A 14,691-nucleotide genomic window follows, 5' to 3' on the forward strand; every position below is an offset into this window, starting at 1 on the left:
GCGCCATGCAGCCCTACGCTATTGCCCCCTCCATCCTCTCAGCCGACTTTGCCCGCCTGGGCGAAGAAGTCGACAAGGTGCTCGAAGCCGGCGCCGACATCGTCCACTTCGACGTGATGGACAACCACTACGTTCCCAACCTTACCATCGGTCCGATGGTGTGCAGCGCCCTGCGCAAGTACGGCGTGACCGCGCCGATCGACGCACACCTGATGGTCACCCCGGTGGACCGCATCATCGGCGACTTCATCGAAGCCGGCGCCACCTACATCACCTTCCACCCCGACGCCACCCTGCACGTCGATCGCTCGCTGCAGCTGATCCGTGACGGCGGCTGCAAGGCGGGCCTTGTGTTCAACCCGGCTGCCTCGCTGGATGCGCTCAAGTACGTGATGGACAAGGTCGACATGATCCTGCTCATGAGCGTCAACCCGGGCTTTGGCGGCCAGAAGTTCATTCCGGCCACCCTCGACAAGCTGCGCGAAGCCCGCGCGCTGATCGATGCCAGCGGGCGTGATATCCGTCTGGAGATCGACGGTGGGGTCAACGTCAACAATATCCGTGAAATCGCCGCTGCTGGCGCCGACACCTTCGTGGCCGGCTCGGCGATCTTCAATGCCCCGGACTACAAAGAGGTGATCGCCAGGATGCACGCCGAACTGGCCCTGGCCCGCCCATGAGCGGCTTCGAGCAGCTGTTCCCCGGGGGCCTGCCCAAGCTGGTGATGTTCGACCTGGATGGCACCCTGATCGATTCGGTGCCGGACCTGGCGGCCGCCGTGGATCACATGCTGCTCGAAATGGGGCGCCAGCCCGCAGGTGTCGCCGCTGTGCGCGAATGGGTCGGTAATGGCGTGCAGGTGCTGGTGCGCCGCGCCCTGGCCGGCAGCATCGAGCATGCCGGGGTGGACGACGATGAGGCCGCGCGCGGGCTCGAGCTGTTCATGCAGGCCTATGCCGACAACCATGAATTGACGGTGGTCTACCCCGGCGTGCGTGACACCCTCAAGTGGCTGCACAAGCAGGGCGTGGAAATGGCCCTGATCACCAACAAGCCGGAGCGCTTCGTCGCTCCCTTGCTGGACCAGATGAAGATCGGGCGATACTTTCGCTGGATCATCGGCGGCGACACCCTGCCGCAGAAGAAACCCGACCCCGCCGCATTGCTGTTCGTGATGCAGATGGCCAACGTGGCGCCGGCCCAGGCGCTGTTCGTGGGCGACTCGCGCAGTGATGTGCTGGCGTCCCGGGCGGCAGGGGTGCAATGCGTGGCGCTCAGCTACGGCTACAACCATGGCCGCCCGATCAGCGAGGAGTCGCCCGCGCTGGTGATCGATGACCTGCGCGCGCTGCTGCCTGGTTGCTTAGATTCGGCCACTGAGCTAATGTCGGACGATCAATCCCCCCCTGATAGAGATTCCATCGTGGTGGCACCCGGCAAACTCTGGATGAAAGTCATCAAGGCCCTGGCCCGTTGGCGTTGGCGCGCCTGACTTTTTTCTGGCCGGCCTGATCCGGCGCGTTTGCCTGTACGACCTATTGCCCCATTGCCACGAGGCTATCATGACCCGCGAAGAATTCCTGCGCCTGGCCGCTGCCGGCTACAACCGCATTCCCCTGGCCTGCGAAACCCTGGCCGACTTCGACACGCCGCTGTCGATCTACCTGAAACTGGCCGACCAGCCCAACTCCTACCTGCTCGAATCGGTGCAGGGCGGCGAGAAGTGGGGGCGTTATTCGATAATCGGCCTGCCATGTCGCACCGTGTTGCGCGTACATGACCATCAGGTGCGCATCACCCATGACGGTGTCGAGATCGAACAGCATGAAGTCGAAGACCCGCTGGCCTTCGTCGAGACGTTCAAGGAACGCTACAACGTACCGACCATCGACGGCCTGCCGCGCTTCAACGGTGGCCTGGTGGGGTATTTCGGCTACGACTGCGTGCGCTATGTAGAGAAGCGCCTGGGCAAGTGCCCTAATCCCGATCCGCTGGGCGTGCCGGACATCCTGCTGATGGTGTCGGACGCCGTGGTGGTGTTCGACAACCTGGCCGGCAAGATGCACGCCATCGTGCTGGCCGACCCCGCTCAGGACAACGCCTACGAAAATGGCCTGGCGCGTCTTGAAGAACTGCTCGAACAACTGCGCCAGCCGATCGCCCCGCGTCGCGGCCTGGCCCTGGGCGGCCCTCTGGCTGCTGAGCCGGAGTTTCGTTCAAGCTTCACCCAGGCCGACTACGAACGCGCCGTCGATACCGTCAAGGAGTACATCCTGGCCGGCGACTGCATGCAGGTGGTGCCCTCGCAGCGCATGTCCATCGACTTCAAGGCCGCGCCCATCGACCTGTACCGCGCGTTGCGCTGCTTCAACCCCACGCCGTACATGTACTTCTTCAACTTCGGCGACTTCCATGTGGTGGGCAGCTCGCCGGAAGTGCTGGTGCGGGTCGAAGACAACCTGGTCACCGTGCGCCCGATCGCCGGCACCCGGCCGCGTGGTGCCAACGAGGAGGCCGACCGAGCGCTGGAGCAGGACCTGCTGTCGGACGCCAAGGAGATCGCCGAGCACCTGATGCTGATCGACCTGGGCCGCAACGACACCGGTCGCGTTTCCGAGACCGGTTCGGTCAAGGTCACCGAGAAGATGGTGATCGAGCGTTACTCCAACGTGATGCACATCGTGTCCAACGTCACCGGCCAGCTCAAGCAGGGCCTGAGCGCGATGGACGCGCTGCGCGCCATTCTGCCCGCCGGCACCCTGTCGGGGGCGCCGAAGATCCGCGCCATGGAAATCATCGACGAGCTGGAGCCGGTCAAGCGTGGCGTGTACGGCGGCGCCGTCGGCTACCTGGCCTGGAACGGCAACATGGATACCGCCATTGCCATCCGCACCGCCGTGATCAAGGACGGTGAGCTGCATGTGCAGGCCGGTGGCGGCATCGTCGCCGACTCGGTGCCGGCGCTGGAGTGGGAAGAAACCATCAACAAGCGTCGGGCGATGTTCCGCGCGGTAGCCTTGGCTGAACAGACACCGCTCAGCTGAGAAGGGCGCCGCTGCGGCGCAACACAGAATTCAGAGTCGCCAGACTCAAGAGGTTGACCCAGATGTTACTGATGATCGACAACTACGACTCCTTCACCTACAACGTCGTGCAGTACTTCGGCGAGCTGGGTGCAGAGGTCAAGGTCATTCGCAATGACGAACTGACCATCGCCCAGATCGAGGCACTGCAACCCGAGCGCATTGTGGTGTCCCCAGGCCCGTGCACCCCGACCGAGGCCGGTGTATCGCTCCAAGCCATCCTGCACTTTGCCGGCAAGCTGCCGATCCTGGGCGTGTGCCTGGGCCACCAGTCCATCGGCCAGGCCTTTGGCGGTGATGTGGTACGGGCGCGCCAGGTGATGCACGGCAAGACCAGCCCCGTGTCGCACATCGACCAGGGTGTGTTCGCAGGCTTGAACAACCCGTTGACGGTGACCCGCTACCATTCCCTGGTGGTCAAGCGCGAAACGCTGCCCGAGTGCCTGGAAGTGACTGCCTGGACCACTCTGGACGACGGCTCGGTCGACGAGATCATGGGCCTGCGTCACAAGACACTGAACATCGAAGGGGTGCAGTTCCACCCCGAGTCGATACTCACCGAGCAGGGCCACGAGCTGTTCGCCAACTTCCTCAAGCAGACCGGCGGCCGCCGCTAAGGATTTGACACCATGGATATCAAGAGCGCGCTGGGCCGCATCGTCGGTCACCTGGACCTGAGCACCGAGGAAATGCGCGATGTGATGCGCGAGATCATGACCGGCCAGTGCAGCGAGGCGCAGATCGGCGCCTTCATGATGGGCATGCGCATGAAGAGCGAAAGCATCGACGAGATCGTCGGTGCGGTATCGGTGATGCGCGAGCTGGCTGACCAGGTACAACTGCAGACCCTGGACCAGGTGGTCGATGTGGTCGGTACCGGAGGCGACGGCGCCAATATCTTCAACGTTTCCACCGCCTCGGCATTTGTCGTGGCCGCTGCCGGCTGCACCGTGGCCAAGCACGGCAACCGTGCGGTATCGGGCAAGAGCGGCAGCGCCGACCTGCTCGAGGCCGCCGGTATCTACCTGAACCTGACGCCAGTGCAGGTCGCGCGTTGCATCGACAGCGTCGGTATCGGCTTCATGTTCGCCCAGACCCACCACAAGGCGATGAAATATGCCGCCGCCCCGCGTCGTGACCTGGGGCTGCGCACGCTGTTCAACATGCTCGGCCCGCTTACGAATCCGGCCGGGGTCAGGCACCAGGTGGTCGGCGTGTTCACCCAGGCATTGTGCCGGCCGCTGGCCGAGGTGCTGCAACGCCTGGGCAGCAAGCATGTGCTGGTGGTGCACTCCAAGGACGGCCTGGACGAATTCAGCCTGGCCGCGCCGACCTTCGTTGCGGAACTGAAGAACGGCGAAATCACCGAGTACTGGGTAGAGCCCGAAGACCTGGGCATGAAGAGCCAGAGCCTGCACGGCCTGGCGGTAGACAGCCCGGCCGCGTCGCTGGAGTTGATTCGCGATGCCCTGGGGCGCCGCAAGACCGAAAACGGTCAGAAGGCGGCAGAAATGATCGTGCTCAATGCCGGCGCTGCGCTGTATGCCGCCGACCATGCCATGAGCCTCAAGCAAGGCGTCGAGCTGGCCCATGATGCACTGCACACCGGGCTGGCGCGAGAAAAGCTCGAAGAGCTGGGCGCCTTTACCGCGGTATTCAAGCAGGAGAATGAAGAGTGAGCGTACCGACGGTTCTGGAAAACATCCTGGCGCGCAAGGTTCAGGAAGTGGCCGAGCGCAGTGCCCGCGTCAGCCTGGCTGAACTCGAGCGCCTGGCGGCCGTCGCCGATGCGCCGCGCGGGTTCGCCAATGCGCTGATCGAGCAGGCAAAGCGCAAGCAGCCGGCAGTGATCGCCGAGATCAAGAAGGCATCGCCGAGCAAGGGCGTGATTCGCGAAGGCTTCGTGCCGGCCGACATTGCCGTCAGTTATGAAAAGGGCGGGGCCACCTGCCTGTCGGTGCTTACCGATATCGATTACTTCCAGGGCGCCGATGCATACCTGCAGCAGGCGCGCGCCGCGTGCACGTTGCCGGTGATCCGCAAGGACTTCATGATCGATCCTTATCAGATCGTCGAGGCCCGTGCGCTGGGTGCCGATTGCGTGCTGCTGATCGTCTCGGCACTGGATGACGTGAAGATGGCCGAGCTGGCGGCCACGGCGAAGAGCGTAGGGCTGGATGTATTGGTCGAAGTGCACGACGGCGACGAGCTGGAGCGTGCGCTGAAAACCCTGGATACACCGCTGGTGGGCGTGAACAACCGCAACCTGCACACCTTCGAGGTGAGCCTGGAAACCACCCTCGACCTGCTGCCGCGCATCCCGCGTGATCGCCTGGCAATCACCGAAAGTGGCATTTTCAATCGGGCAGACGTCGAGCTGATGGAGATCAACGAGGTCTACTCGTTCCTGGTGGGCGAAGCGTTCATGCGTGCCGAGCACCCGGGGTTGGAACTGCAGCGCCTGTTCTTCCCCGAGCGCGTGGTGCACAACCCGGCGCAAGGCCTGGACTGATCCACACTGAAGCCGGCGTTGCCGGCTTTTTTGTATCGACAAGGTGGGTGTGATGACTGAACAAGCTGTTGCGGTGACGGTGGAGGCGGGCTTGCAGGCCGAGCAGGACCTGCTGGCGGCTGTGTGCAAGGGCGAAAAGCAACATGGCCTGCTGTTCTGGCAGCCGACGGACCGCGCGCTGGTGATGCCGCGGCGCATGAGCCGGCTGGAAGGTTTCGAGGCCGCCTGCACCGAATTGGCCGTTGCCGGCTGGCCGGTGCTGCTGCGCGAGACCGGCGGTGAGCCAGTGCCGCAGTCGGCTGCGACAATCAATATCGCGTTGGTGTATGTGGCGCCGCGCAGCGAGGGTGATCACGGTCGTATTGAGAAGGCCTACGAGCGCCTGTGCCTGCCGCTATGCGAGGTGTTGCGCGAATGGGGCGGGCTGGCGTCGGTGGGGGAGATCGAGGGGGCGTTCTGCGATGGGCGCTACAACGTCAACCTCAATGGTCGCAAGCTGGTCGGCACGGCGCAGCGCTGGCGTCAGGGCCTGGGCGGCAAGCGCCCGGTGGTGCTGGTGCATGGCGCCTTGCTGCTGGACAACGAGCGCGAGTCGATGGTGGCGGCAGTCAATCGCTTCAATGAATGCTGCGAGCTTGAGCAGCGCTGCCGCGCCGACAGTCATATCGCCCTGCATGAAGTGGTGCCCCAGGCACCGCTGCTGGCGCGCCTGGAGCAGGCCTACTCGCAGGTGATCGCGGCGATCGAGCGCGATTAACGGGTGCCGAAGACCACCATGGTCTTGCCTTTGACATGCACCAGGTTACGTTCTTCGAGGTCCTTGAGCACGCGGCCGACCATCTCTCGCGAGCAGCCGACGATGCGGCCGATTTCCTGGCGGGTGATCTTGATCTGCATGCCGTCGGGGTGGGTCATGGCATCGGGCTGCTTGCACAGCTCCAGCAGGCAGCGGGCCACCCGACCGGTCACGTCGAAAAACGCCAGGTCGCCCACCTTCTGCGTGGTGTTGCGCAGGCGCTGGGCCATCTGGCTGCCCAGGGCGTAAAGGATGTCCTGGTCCTGGCGGGCCAGTTCACGGAATTTCTCGTAGCTGATTTCAGCCACTTCGCATTCGGTCTTGGCGCGTACCCAGGCGCTGCGCTGGTGTTCCTTGCCGATGGGTTCGAACAGGCCCAGCTCACCGAAAAAATCGCCACTGTTGAGGTAGGCGATGATCATCTCGCGGCCTTCCTCGTCCTCGATCAGGATGGTCACCGAGCCCTTGACGATGAACGACAGGGTATCGGCCCGATCACCAGCGCAGATGATGTTGTTCTTGGCTGCAAAGCGGCGACGCTGGCAGTGGGCGAGCAACTTGTCGATGTTCTTGATCTTGGCTGGAAGGGTTGTTGCAACCATGGCTGAATCCTGGAAAGACGCGACGCGTGGGCATTCTTGTCGACCGCTGGGCGCGGGTGCCAGCAGTTTGGCGCCAGCTTATCAGACGCCTGTAGGTGTATCGGCATATTTACTCGAACGCTTAGCCTTTTCGCACGTGCGCGCAAGGTCTAAGCTGACAGCCTTTTTTCAAAGCAAGGGAATCCGGGTGATGAAGGCGCGTATCCAGTGGGCAGGCGAAGCCATGTTTCTTGGCGAATCGGGCAGTGGCCATGTAGTGGTCATGGATGGTCCACCCGAGAGTGGTGGGCGCAACCTGGGCGTGCGGCCGATGGAGATGCTCCTGCTGGGCCTGGGTGGCTGCAGCAATTTCGACGTGGTGAGCATTCTGAAGAAATCGCGCCAGGCGGTAGAGAGCTGCGAGGCGTTTCTCGAGGCCGAGCGGGCCGACGAGGACCCCAAGGTGTTCACAAAGATTCATCTGCGCTTTGTGGTCAAGGGCCGCGGCCTGAAGGAGGCCCAGGTCAAGCGCGCGGTGGAGTTGTCGGCCGAGAAGTACTGCTCGGCATCGATCATGCTGGGGCGCGCCGGGGTCGAGATCACCCACGCCTACGAGATTGTCGAGCTGGGTTGATCGTCGCGTGGCCATTCGCCGGTAACGCGGGCTGCTACAGGCGGATGCCGCTTCCCTTGTAGGAGCCAGCCTTGCTGGCGAAGCGCTCCAGCGCAAACAGCAGCATCAGCCCCGGTACCAGCGCCAGCAACCACCAGTGCAGGTTCAGCACCAGCAGCCCGAGTACTTCGCTTGTGCTCCAGGTATTGCCGAACGCGGTGGAGAACAACTCGCACAGCAGCCAGGCACTGACGGCCGCAATGGCAGCAAACACGCCGCCTAATACGCGGCGCCGGCGGATGATACTGCCCAGCAACACGAACAGCAGCATTCCGGGTACACAGAACAGCGCCAGATCCAGCGCGCTGTTGTCGGAATCGCCCAGATAGGGCAGCGACATGCTGAAGGGCGTTTCGCGCAGGCTTGCGGTCATCGCCAAGATGAACAGGTAGCCCACCAGCACCAACCCCATGCTTTGCAGCGCTCGAATCAGCAGCAGGCGCACCCTCATCGACGAAGCCCCGGCAACAGGTCGAGCAGGCCGTTCGGCAGCAGTGCGCGAAGGTTTGTACTCAGGCGTTCGCGATGCTTCTGGTAGAGCAGGCCAAGGCCGATGACCCCCAGGCCGATCATGCTCAGCACTACCGGGAACAGCAGCGAGTCGGCGAATACGTCATACGACAGGTAGCCAAGGTAGGCCGAAACGCCCATGGCCCCGAACACCATGAACAATGGCCGGCGCAGCAGCACGGCGACCGCCATCAGCCCCAGGTTGATCAGGCAGTACAGCGCCTTGCCGACCTCGCTGTCACTGTCCATCGAGGTCAGCCCGCCCCAGAAGGCCAGCAGCCCGGCCAGATAACCCCAGAACGCATAGTCCTCGCGGGTTCGGCCATCGATGCCGAGGAACACCAGCAACAGGCCGAGGCCGAACCAAAGCGAAACCTTCTGGCGTTGCGCCCAGTTGAACGGCTCGCCGTAGATCCACTCGGTCAGGTCCATCGACATGAACCACAGCGCCACGGCGATGGGCATCACGATGAACGGGAAGGGGATCAGGCGCAGCATCAGCAGGCCGGCGATCACGGTGGCCGCTTCCATCAGCAGCCAGCCGCCCTGCACGTAGGTGTAGTAGCTGTGGTAGTGAGTCTGGGTATCGTCCAGGGGCCAGAAGCCTGTAAGGCGCTCGAGGGCGAACACCGCCAGCGGTACGATGCTGACCGCCACCGCTGCCAGCAGACCGGCAGGAATACGCTGGCCGCGGCGCTGAAGTGCCAGGCCACCGCCAGTCAACACGGCCATGTAGGCCAACGCGATCAGCAACAGTGCGCTGTCGCCGATGCGCATCCAGGCCTCGCTCAGCAGCCAGCCCATGGCCCCCATGATCAGCAGGGCGCCGAAGTAGAACGCGACATGGGCCAGCTGGAAACTGGGCCGTTGTGCGGGCTGGCGCTTGAGGAATTCAAGCAGGGCCTTGTCCTGGCCCGGGTTCAGTACGCCGGCATCGACGGCGCGGGCCAGGTCCCTGGCATCGAAGTGTTCCATCAGATTCGATAGGTGCTCTTGGTCATGACCTTGGCCATCAGACTCATGCCGAACTTGACCGGTGCGGGGAAGCGAAAGCCGCCGGCATCCAGTGCCGACTCGGCGTGCTGCTCTTCATCAACGCGCATCTGTTCGAGGATTGCGCGGGACTTTTCGTCCTCGGCCGGGATCTGTTCCAGGTGCTCGTCCAGGTGCTTGCACACCTGGTGCTCGGTGGCCGCGACGAAACCGAGGCTGACCTTGTCGCTGATCAGGCCGGCGACAGCGCCGATGCCGAACGACATGCCATAGAACAGCGGGTTGAGAACGCTCGGGTGGCTGCCCAGTTGGCGGATGCGTTGCTCGCACCAGGCCAGGTGGTCGATTTCTTCCTCGGCGGCATGTTCCATCGCCTTGCGTACCTGCGGCAGCTTGGCAGTCAGGGCCTGGCCCTGGTACAGCGCCTGGGCACAGACTTCACCGGTGTGGTTGATGCGCATCAGGCCGGCGACGTGGCGGGTCTGGTCGTCGCTCAGGTCGGCGTCTGGCTGGATGATCGCAGGCGACGGGCGGGACGGTTGGCCGCTGAAGGGGAGCAAGGTGCGCATGGCGGTATCGGCCTGCAGCAACAAGCGGTCGAGCGGCGAATAGTGACGTTCGGTAGCCATCGGGCACCTCCGCAAGAATGTGCCCGACAGTTTAACCCAATCCAGATGACAGGGCTTGCGTTGGATCAGCCCGGCGGCCAGGTCATCTGGCGCTGGCCGAGCACGTGCATGTGGATGTGGTAGACGGTCTGTCCACCCTGCTCGTTGCAGTTCATCACCACGCGGAAACCTTCCTCGCAACCCAGTTCCTTGGCCAGTCGCTGGGCGGTGAACAGGATATGACCGGCCAGACCCTTGTCTTCTTCGGTGAGGTCGTTGAGGGTGCGGATCGGCTTTTTCGGGATGACCAGAAAGTGCACCGGCGCCTGGGGGGCGATATCGTGGAAGGCCAGAACCTGGTCGTCCTCGTAGATGATCCTGGCCGGAATCTCCCGGTTGATGATCTTTGTGAACAGAGTTTCCACAACGCTTGCTCCATGGTGGGGTTCGGGCTTGAGTGTACTCAGGCGCCGCTTGCTCGCCCAGTGCCGATTCGCTTCAGCGTGGGCAGTAGGCCCGGTTGATTGCGCCGGCCAGCTTGCGCGCAAGCCAGCGCGACAGCCAACGCGGGCTGGCGGCCAGCCAGCGGTTGCGCCGACCGGGGATGATCAGTGCGCGGTTCTTTTCCAGTGCGCGCACGGTGTACAGGGCCACTTCCTCGGGGTTCATGCAGCGGTTGCCGTTGTCCAGCCGGGGGATGCGCCGCAGCGGCGATCGAACCGGGCCGGGGCATAACACCGAAACCTTGATACCGGTCTGCTTGAGTTCCTCGCGCAGGCCTTCGGAAAAATGCAGCACATAAGCCTTGCTCGCCGCATAGGTGGTCATCCAGGGGCCGGGAGCGAAGGCGGCCAGCGACGCGACATTGAGGATCTGCCCGCCACCCTGCACCGCCATCGCGTTGCCCAGCGCATGGCACAGGCGGGTGAGGGCGAGGATGTTGACCTCGATGATGTCCTGCTCGTCGCCCCATTCCTGGGCCAGGAAGTGCCCGTAGGTGCGGATGCCGGCGCAGTTGACCAGCAGGTCGATCTGTCTGTCACCTTCCTCGAGCTCCAGCAGAAAGCCGGACAGGCGCAATGGCTCGCCCAGGTCGCAGGCGCGCAGTAGCACTTCCACGCCGAAGCGCTGGGTCAGTTCCAGGGCGATGCTTTCCAGCAGGTCGCGCTGCCGGGCCACCAGTATCAGGTTGCGCCCCCGGCGCGCGAGGGCCTCGGCCAATGCCAGGCCCAGGCCACTGGAGGCGCCGGTGATCATGGCGTAACGGGTCATGCAGTTCTCCAATCGGCAGGGGGCGGTGCGGCTGGCGCCTAGTTTACAGACTGGAGCAGGTAAAGGCTGCGGTCAGCCGTTGAGGGCAGTCATGTAGATACCCCACGCCATGAACGGTATCCACAGCGAGGCCACCACGATAACCGCCTTGGTGTTGGGGGGCGGTGGCGGCCCGTAACGATTGCTGGCGGGGTTGCCGGGAATCAACAGCAGGGCCAGGAAAACCAGGTTGCCGATGTAGTAGGGGATCAGGGTCAACAGGCTGTACCAGCCATTGAAGCCCAGGTCGCTCAGGCGCCGGGCGATGAACACCAGGCTGAAGATCTTGGCGGCCAGCAACATCGGCACGATGGCGGCGACCAGGTCTTTGGAGAGCGAGGACATCAGTGCAACCAGCAGCACTGTCCCGAACACTGCGCCAATCAGCACCAGGCTCCAGGCCAGTAGCCGCACCCTGCCAATGCGGCCGCGCACGCTCATGACCCTGAGCTTTTCGTTGTTCAGTTGAAGGGGGTTGATGTAGGTGTCGCGCATCGGGCTTCCTTTGCCGTTGAGAGTGGTTCAGCCAGGCCGGTGCTGGCCCAGCTGGATCGCCGCGGCCTGGGCCTGGCGGTATTCGTGGTCGAGTCGAGCGATCAGTTGATCAACCGTGCCCAGGCTGTCGATGGCGCCGACGCCCTGGCCGGCGGACCATACGGTCTTCCAGGCCTTGGCCTCGTCATCCAGTGGCTTGAGCCGGCTTTCGCCCGACTTGCCCAGAGCGTTGAGGTCGAACCCGGCGTTTTCCAGGCTCTGACGCATGAAGCTGGCTGGCACCCCGGACACTGCGGCGGTGTGGATGATATCGGCTGCCTTGGCATCCAGCAGCATTTGTTTGTAGGCGTCAGGCGCCTGGCTTTCGGTACTGCCAATGAAGTGGGTGCCCAGGTACGCGAGATCTGCGCCCAGCAGTTGCGCGGCCAGAACTTCGTGGCCGCGGTTCAGGCAGCCTGCCAGCAGCAGCGTCTTGTCGAAGAACTGGCGAATTTCGGCAATCAGGGCAAAAGGACTCCACGTACCGGCGTGACCACCGGCACCCGCCGCCACGGCGATCAGGCCGTCCACGCCGGCCTCGGCGGCTTTCTCGGCATGGCGCCGGGTGGTGACGTCATGGAACACCAGGCCGCCATAGCCGTGGACGGCATCGACCACTTCCTTTGCCGCACCCAGGCTGGTGATGACGATGGGCACGCGGTGCTCGATGCAGATCGCAAGATCGGCCTGCAGGCGCGGGTTGCTGGGGTGCACGATGAGGTTCACCGCATAGGGCGCGGGGTTGTCGAGCCCGGCCAGGCCCGCCTCTATCTGCTCCAGCCAGGCCCTGAAGCCGGCACTGTCACGCTGGTTGAGCGCCGGGAAGCTGCCCACCACGCCATTGCTGCAGCAGGCCAGGACCAGCTGTGGATTGGAAATCAGGAACATCGGCGCTACCACCACGGGCAGGCGCAGGCGTTGTTCAAGCAGGGCGGGCAATGACATGGCGGGCTCTCGGAGTGGAGGATCAGAACGGTTTGACCACGACCAGGATGACGATCAGCAACAGGATGACCACAGGCACTTCATTGAACCAGCGGAAGTACACATGGCTGCGGGTGTTTTCGCCGCGCGCGAAGCGCTTCACGTTGGCGCCGCACATGTGATGGTAGCCGGTCAGCAGAATGATCAGGGTCAGCTTGGCGTGCATCCAGCCCTGCTTGAGGAAGTCGGGGTTGAGGCTGAGCAGCCAGATGCCGAACACGAAGGTCGCGATCATTGCCGGGCCCATGATGCCGCGGTACAGCTTGCGCTCCATGGTGACGAAGCGTTCCTGGCTGATGGTGTCCTGGCTCTGGGCGTGATAGACGAACAGGCGAGGGAGGTAGAACAGGCCGGCAAACCAGCAGACGACACTGACGATGTGCAGGGCTTTGATCCAGAGAAACAGCATTTTTAGGTAGTCCTTCAGGTTCACGGTCGTCAGATAGTAGTGGCTTGTGTGTGCAGGCGTCACCCGAACGGTTGTTACCAAGGCTGTGGGCCCATATTATCCGTGGTTTTCCAGTCGGTTCGTTGAAAGGGGCAGGTATATGGTCAAGGTCGGTATCGTCGGCGGCACGGGTTACACCGGTGTCGAGCTGCTGCGTCTGTTGGCACAGCATCCACAGGCTGAAGTGGCAGTCATCACCTCGCGTTCCGAAGCGGGCCTGCCGGTGGCCGAGATGTACCCGAACCTGCGTGGCCACTACGACAACCTGGCTTTCAGCGTGCCGGACACCAAGACCCTGGCGGCCTGTGACGTGGTGTTCTTCGCCACCCCGCACGGCGTGGCCCATGCACTGGCCGGCGAGTTGCTGGCAGCCGGCACCAAGGTCATCGACCTGTCGGCCGACTTCCGACTGCAGGACGCCGATGAGTGGGCGCAGTGGTACGGCCAGCCCCACGGCGCGCCAGAGCTGCTCAAGGATGCGGTGTATGGCCTGCCGGAAGTGAACCGCGAGCAGATCCGCAGCGCCCGCCTGATCGCCGTGCCGGGTTGCTACCCCACCGCGACCCAGCTGGGGTTCCTGCCGTTGCTGGAAGCGGGCATTGCTGATGCCTCGCGCCTGATTGCCGACTGCAAGTCTGGGGTCAGTGGTGCGGGCCGCGGTGCCAGCGTTGGCTCGCTGTTCTGTGAAGCCGGTGAAAGCATGAAAGCCTACGCGGTGAAAGGCCACCGCCATCTGCCCGAGATCCGTCAGGGCCTGCGCCGGGCAGCCGGTGGTGATGTCGGCCTGACGTTCGTGCCTCACCTGACGCCGATGATCCGCGGTATTCATTCGACCTTGTATGCCACCGTCGCCGACACCTCGGTCGACCTGCAGGCGCTGTTCGAAAAACGCTACGCCAATGAGCCGTTCGTCGACGTGATGCCAGCCGGCAGCCACCCGGAAACCCGCAGCGTGCGCGGGGCCAACGTATGCCGCATTGCCGTGCATCGCCCGCAAGGGGGTGATCTGGTGGTGGTGTTGTCGGTAATCGACAACCTCGTGAAGGGGGCCTCGGGCCAGGCGGTACAGAACCTGAACATTCTGTTCGGTCTGGACGAGCGTATGGGCCTGTCCCACGCCGGGCTGCTGCCTTAAGGCGCAACCGGCAGACTGCAAGCGGGCATAGGGCGGCATTTGCCGCTTGTCGCTTGCGGCCTGCCGCTGCTTCTATTGTTGACCGATTTTCTCGGAGAAGCGGATAATGCGCGTCATCACGCATTAAGGCGGCAACAGCGCCGGGAGAAAGTCAGCATGAGCGTCGAATCCTTCACCCCCACGATTTTGCAATTCACGCAGGGTGCCGCGCACAAGGTGAAGACCCTGGTCGATGAAGAGGGCAATGATCGCCTCAAATTGCGCGTGTTCGTGACCGGTGGCGGTTGCTCGGGCTTCCAGTACGGCTTCACCTTCGACGAAGATGTGGCTGAAGACGACACCATCGTCGAGCGCGAGGGTGTTGCCCTGGTGGTCGACCCGATGAGCTTCCAGTACCTGGCGGGCGCGGAAGTGGACTACCAGGAAGGTCTGGAAGGTTCGCGTTTCGTCATCAAGAACCCGAACGCCACCACCACCTGCGGTTGCGGCTCTTCGTTCTCGATCTGAGTTACAGGCAGTACTG

General features: G+C 63.4%; 19 protein-coding genes. 10 read left to right on the forward strand and 9 right to left on the reverse strand.

The window, feature by feature from the left end; translation table 11 throughout:
- Nucleotides 1-5: 5 nt before the first annotated feature.
- The 7 genes from rpe (at nucleotide 6) to CR917_RS20680 (ending at nucleotide 6,352) form a co-directional block, all read left to right on the forward strand.
- On the forward strand, nucleotides 6-680 hold the full coding sequence (gene rpe, locus CR917_RS20650) for a ribulose-phosphate 3-epimerase (protein ID WP_043863783.1): 675 nt from the start codon (nucleotides 6-8) through the stop codon (nucleotides 678-680).
- Nucleotides 677-1,492: a phosphoglycolate phosphatase gene (locus CR917_RS20655; RefSeq protein ID WP_043863769.1), complete on the forward strand. Its 816-nt coding sequence runs from the start codon at nucleotides 677-679 to the stop codon at nucleotides 1,490-1,492. The genes rpe and CR917_RS20655 overlap by 4 nt, the downstream gene beginning before the upstream one ends.
- Nucleotides 1,493-1,562: 70 nt before the next feature.
- Nucleotides 1,563-3,044, forward strand: a complete 1,482-nt coding sequence (trpE, locus tag CR917_RS20660; RefSeq protein ID WP_043863770.1) for an anthranilate synthase component I — start codon at nucleotides 1,563-1,565, stop codon at nucleotides 3,042-3,044.
- Between the two features lie 62 nt (nucleotides 3,045-3,106).
- The gene (locus CR917_RS20665) at nucleotides 3,107-3,700 is read left to right on the forward strand and encodes an aminodeoxychorismate/anthranilate synthase component II (RefSeq protein WP_043863771.1); all 594 of its coding nucleotides are present in this window, start codon (nucleotides 3,107-3,109) and stop codon (nucleotides 3,698-3,700) included.
- A gap of 12 nt (nucleotides 3,701-3,712) precedes the next feature.
- Nucleotides 3,713-4,762 (forward strand): anthranilate phosphoribosyltransferase, encoded by a 1,050-nt coding sequence (gene trpD, locus CR917_RS20670; protein ID WP_043863772.1) that lies wholly within the window; start codon nucleotides 3,713-3,715, stop codon nucleotides 4,760-4,762.
- A complete protein-coding gene (trpC, locus tag CR917_RS20675; protein ID WP_104572879.1) occupies nucleotides 4,759-5,595 on the forward strand; it encodes an indole-3-glycerol phosphate synthase TrpC in 837 nt (278 codons plus the stop codon). Before trpD ends, trpC begins: the two co-directional genes overlap by 4 nt.
- Before the next feature lie 52 nt (nucleotides 5,596-5,647).
- Nucleotides 5,648-6,352, forward strand: a complete 705-nt coding sequence (locus CR917_RS20680) for a lipoate--protein ligase family protein (RefSeq protein WP_058541841.1) — start codon at nucleotides 5,648-5,650, stop codon at nucleotides 6,350-6,352.
- On the opposite strand, the gene crp is transcribed toward CR917_RS20680, so the two are convergent.
- Nucleotides 6,349-6,993 (reverse strand): cAMP-activated global transcriptional regulator CRP, encoded by a 645-nt coding sequence (crp, locus tag CR917_RS20685; RefSeq protein WP_043859825.1) that lies wholly within the window; start codon nucleotides 6,991-6,993, stop codon nucleotides 6,349-6,351. The two genes, CR917_RS20680 and crp, sit on opposite strands and share 4 nt — an antisense overlap.
- A gap of 190 nt (nucleotides 6,994-7,183) precedes the next feature.
- On the opposite strand from crp, the gene CR917_RS20690 reads away from it, so the two are divergent.
- Nucleotides 7,184-7,606, forward strand: a complete 423-nt coding sequence (locus tag CR917_RS20690; RefSeq protein WP_043859826.1) for an OsmC family protein — start codon at nucleotides 7,184-7,186, stop codon at nucleotides 7,604-7,606.
- 34 nt (nucleotides 7,607-7,640) lie between these two features.
- Here the strand turns inward: CR917_RS20690 and CR917_RS20695 are convergent, their stop codons facing one another.
- The 8 genes from CR917_RS20695 to hemJ form a co-directional block, all read right to left on the reverse strand.
- Nucleotides 7,641-8,096 (reverse strand): hypothetical protein, encoded by a 456-nt coding sequence (locus CR917_RS20695; RefSeq protein ID WP_088514308.1) that lies wholly within the window; start codon nucleotides 8,094-8,096, stop codon nucleotides 7,641-7,643.
- Entirely contained in the window at nucleotides 8,093-9,133 is a 1,041-nt protein-coding gene (locus CR917_RS20700; RefSeq protein ID WP_058541843.1) for a DUF2157 domain-containing protein, read from the reverse strand. The genes CR917_RS20695 and CR917_RS20700 overlap by 4 nt, the downstream gene beginning before the upstream one ends.
- Nucleotides 9,130-9,777: a 2-polyprenyl-3-methyl-6-methoxy-1,4-benzoquinone monooxygenase gene (coq7, locus tag CR917_RS20705; RefSeq protein WP_054915949.1), complete on the reverse strand. Its 648-nt coding sequence runs from the start codon at nucleotides 9,775-9,777 to the stop codon at nucleotides 9,130-9,132. The genes CR917_RS20700 and coq7 overlap by 4 nt, the downstream gene beginning before the upstream one ends.
- A gap of 65 nt (nucleotides 9,778-9,842) precedes the next feature.
- Nucleotides 9,843-10,181 (reverse strand): histidine triad nucleotide-binding protein, encoded by a 339-nt coding sequence (locus CR917_RS20710; protein WP_058541844.1) that lies wholly within the window; start codon nucleotides 10,179-10,181, stop codon nucleotides 9,843-9,845.
- Nucleotides 10,182-10,254: 73 nt separating this feature from the next.
- Complete coding sequence (locus tag CR917_RS20715) at nucleotides 10,255-11,028, reverse strand: SDR family oxidoreductase (RefSeq protein ID WP_104572880.1); 774 nt, start codon at nucleotides 11,026-11,028, stop codon at nucleotides 10,255-10,257.
- Between the two features lie 72 nt (nucleotides 11,029-11,100).
- On the reverse strand, nucleotides 11,101-11,562 hold the full coding sequence (locus CR917_RS20720; protein WP_104572881.1) for a DUF805 domain-containing protein: 462 nt from the start codon (nucleotides 11,560-11,562) through the stop codon (nucleotides 11,101-11,103).
- A gap of 27 nt (nucleotides 11,563-11,589) precedes the next feature.
- Entirely contained in the window at nucleotides 11,590-12,546 is a 957-nt protein-coding gene (locus tag CR917_RS20725) for a nitronate monooxygenase family protein (RefSeq protein WP_104572882.1), read from the reverse strand.
- A gap of 22 nt (nucleotides 12,547-12,568) precedes the next feature.
- Nucleotides 12,569-12,994: a protoporphyrinogen oxidase HemJ gene (gene hemJ, locus CR917_RS20730; RefSeq protein WP_043859832.1), complete on the reverse strand. Its 426-nt coding sequence runs from the start codon at nucleotides 12,992-12,994 to the stop codon at nucleotides 12,569-12,571.
- Between the two features lie 139 nt (nucleotides 12,995-13,133).
- On the opposite strand from hemJ, the gene argC reads away from it, so the two are divergent.
- Together argC and erpA are read left to right on the forward strand one after the other, a co-directional pair.
- Nucleotides 13,134-14,168, forward strand: a complete 1,035-nt coding sequence (argC, locus tag CR917_RS20735; protein WP_043859833.1) for an N-acetyl-gamma-glutamyl-phosphate reductase — start codon at nucleotides 13,134-13,136, stop codon at nucleotides 14,166-14,168.
- Nucleotides 14,169-14,324: 156 nt separating this feature from the next.
- Nucleotides 14,325-14,675, forward strand: coding sequence for an iron-sulfur cluster insertion protein ErpA (erpA, locus tag CR917_RS20740; RefSeq protein ID WP_043859834.1), 351 nt, complete (start codon nucleotides 14,325-14,327; stop codon nucleotides 14,673-14,675).
- Nucleotides 14,676-14,691: the final 16 nt, after the last annotated feature.

Origin of the sequence: Pseudomonas sp. BRM28 (genome assembly GCF_002939405.1) — a bacterium.
GTDB classification, from domain to species: domain Bacteria; phylum Pseudomonadota; class Gammaproteobacteria; order Pseudomonadales; family Pseudomonadaceae; genus Aquipseudomonas; species Aquipseudomonas palmensis.

Coding starts and splice junctions, on each gene's coding strand:
- CR917_RS20655 (WP_043863769.1), top strand. CDS start 677: ATGAGCGGCTTCGAGCAGCTGTTCCCCGGGGGCCTGCCCAAGCTGGTG.
- CR917_RS20690 (WP_043859826.1), top strand. CDS start 7,184: ATGAAGGCGCGTATCCAGTGGGCAGGCGAAGCCATGTTTCTTGGCGAA.
- coq7 (WP_054915949.1), bottom strand. CDS start 9,777: ATGGCTACCGAACGTCACTATTCGCCGCTCGACCGCTTGTTGCTGCAG.
- rpe (WP_043863783.1), top strand. CDS start 6: ATGCAGCCCTACGCTATTGCCCCCTCCATCCTCTCAGCCGACTTTGCC.
- trpE (WP_043863770.1), top strand. CDS start 1,563: ATGACCCGCGAAGAATTCCTGCGCCTGGCCGCTGCCGGCTACAACCGC.
- hemJ (WP_043859832.1), bottom strand. CDS start 12,994: ATGCTGTTTCTCTGGATCAAAGCCCTGCACATCGTCAGTGTCGTCTGC.
- CR917_RS20680 (WP_058541841.1), top strand. CDS start 5,648: ATGACTGAACAAGCTGTTGCGGTGACGGTGGAGGCGGGCTTGCAGGCC.
- CR917_RS20665 (WP_043863771.1), top strand. CDS start 3,107: ATGTTACTGATGATCGACAACTACGACTCCTTCACCTACAACGTCGTG.
- argC (WP_043859833.1), top strand. CDS start 13,134: ATGGTCAAGGTCGGTATCGTCGGCGGCACGGGTTACACCGGTGTCGAG.
- CR917_RS20720 (WP_104572881.1), bottom strand. CDS start 11,562: ATGCGCGACACCTACATCAACCCCCTTCAACTGAACAACGAAAAGCTC.
- CR917_RS20715 (WP_104572880.1), bottom strand. CDS start 11,028: ATGACCCGTTACGCCATGATCACCGGCGCCTCCAGTGGCCTGGGCCTG.
- CR917_RS20695 (WP_088514308.1), bottom strand. CDS start 8,096: ATGAGGGTGCGCCTGCTGCTGATTCGAGCGCTGCAAAGCATGGGGTTG.
- crp (WP_043859825.1), bottom strand. CDS start 6,993: ATGGTTGCAACAACCCTTCCAGCCAAGATCAAGAACATCGACAAGTTG.
- trpD (WP_043863772.1), top strand. CDS start 3,713: ATGGATATCAAGAGCGCGCTGGGCCGCATCGTCGGTCACCTGGACCTG.
- CR917_RS20725 (WP_104572882.1), bottom strand. CDS start 12,546: ATGTCATTGCCCGCCCTGCTTGAACAACGCCTGCGCCTGCCCGTGGTG.
- erpA (WP_043859834.1), top strand. CDS start 14,325: ATGAGCGTCGAATCCTTCACCCCCACGATTTTGCAATTCACGCAGGGT.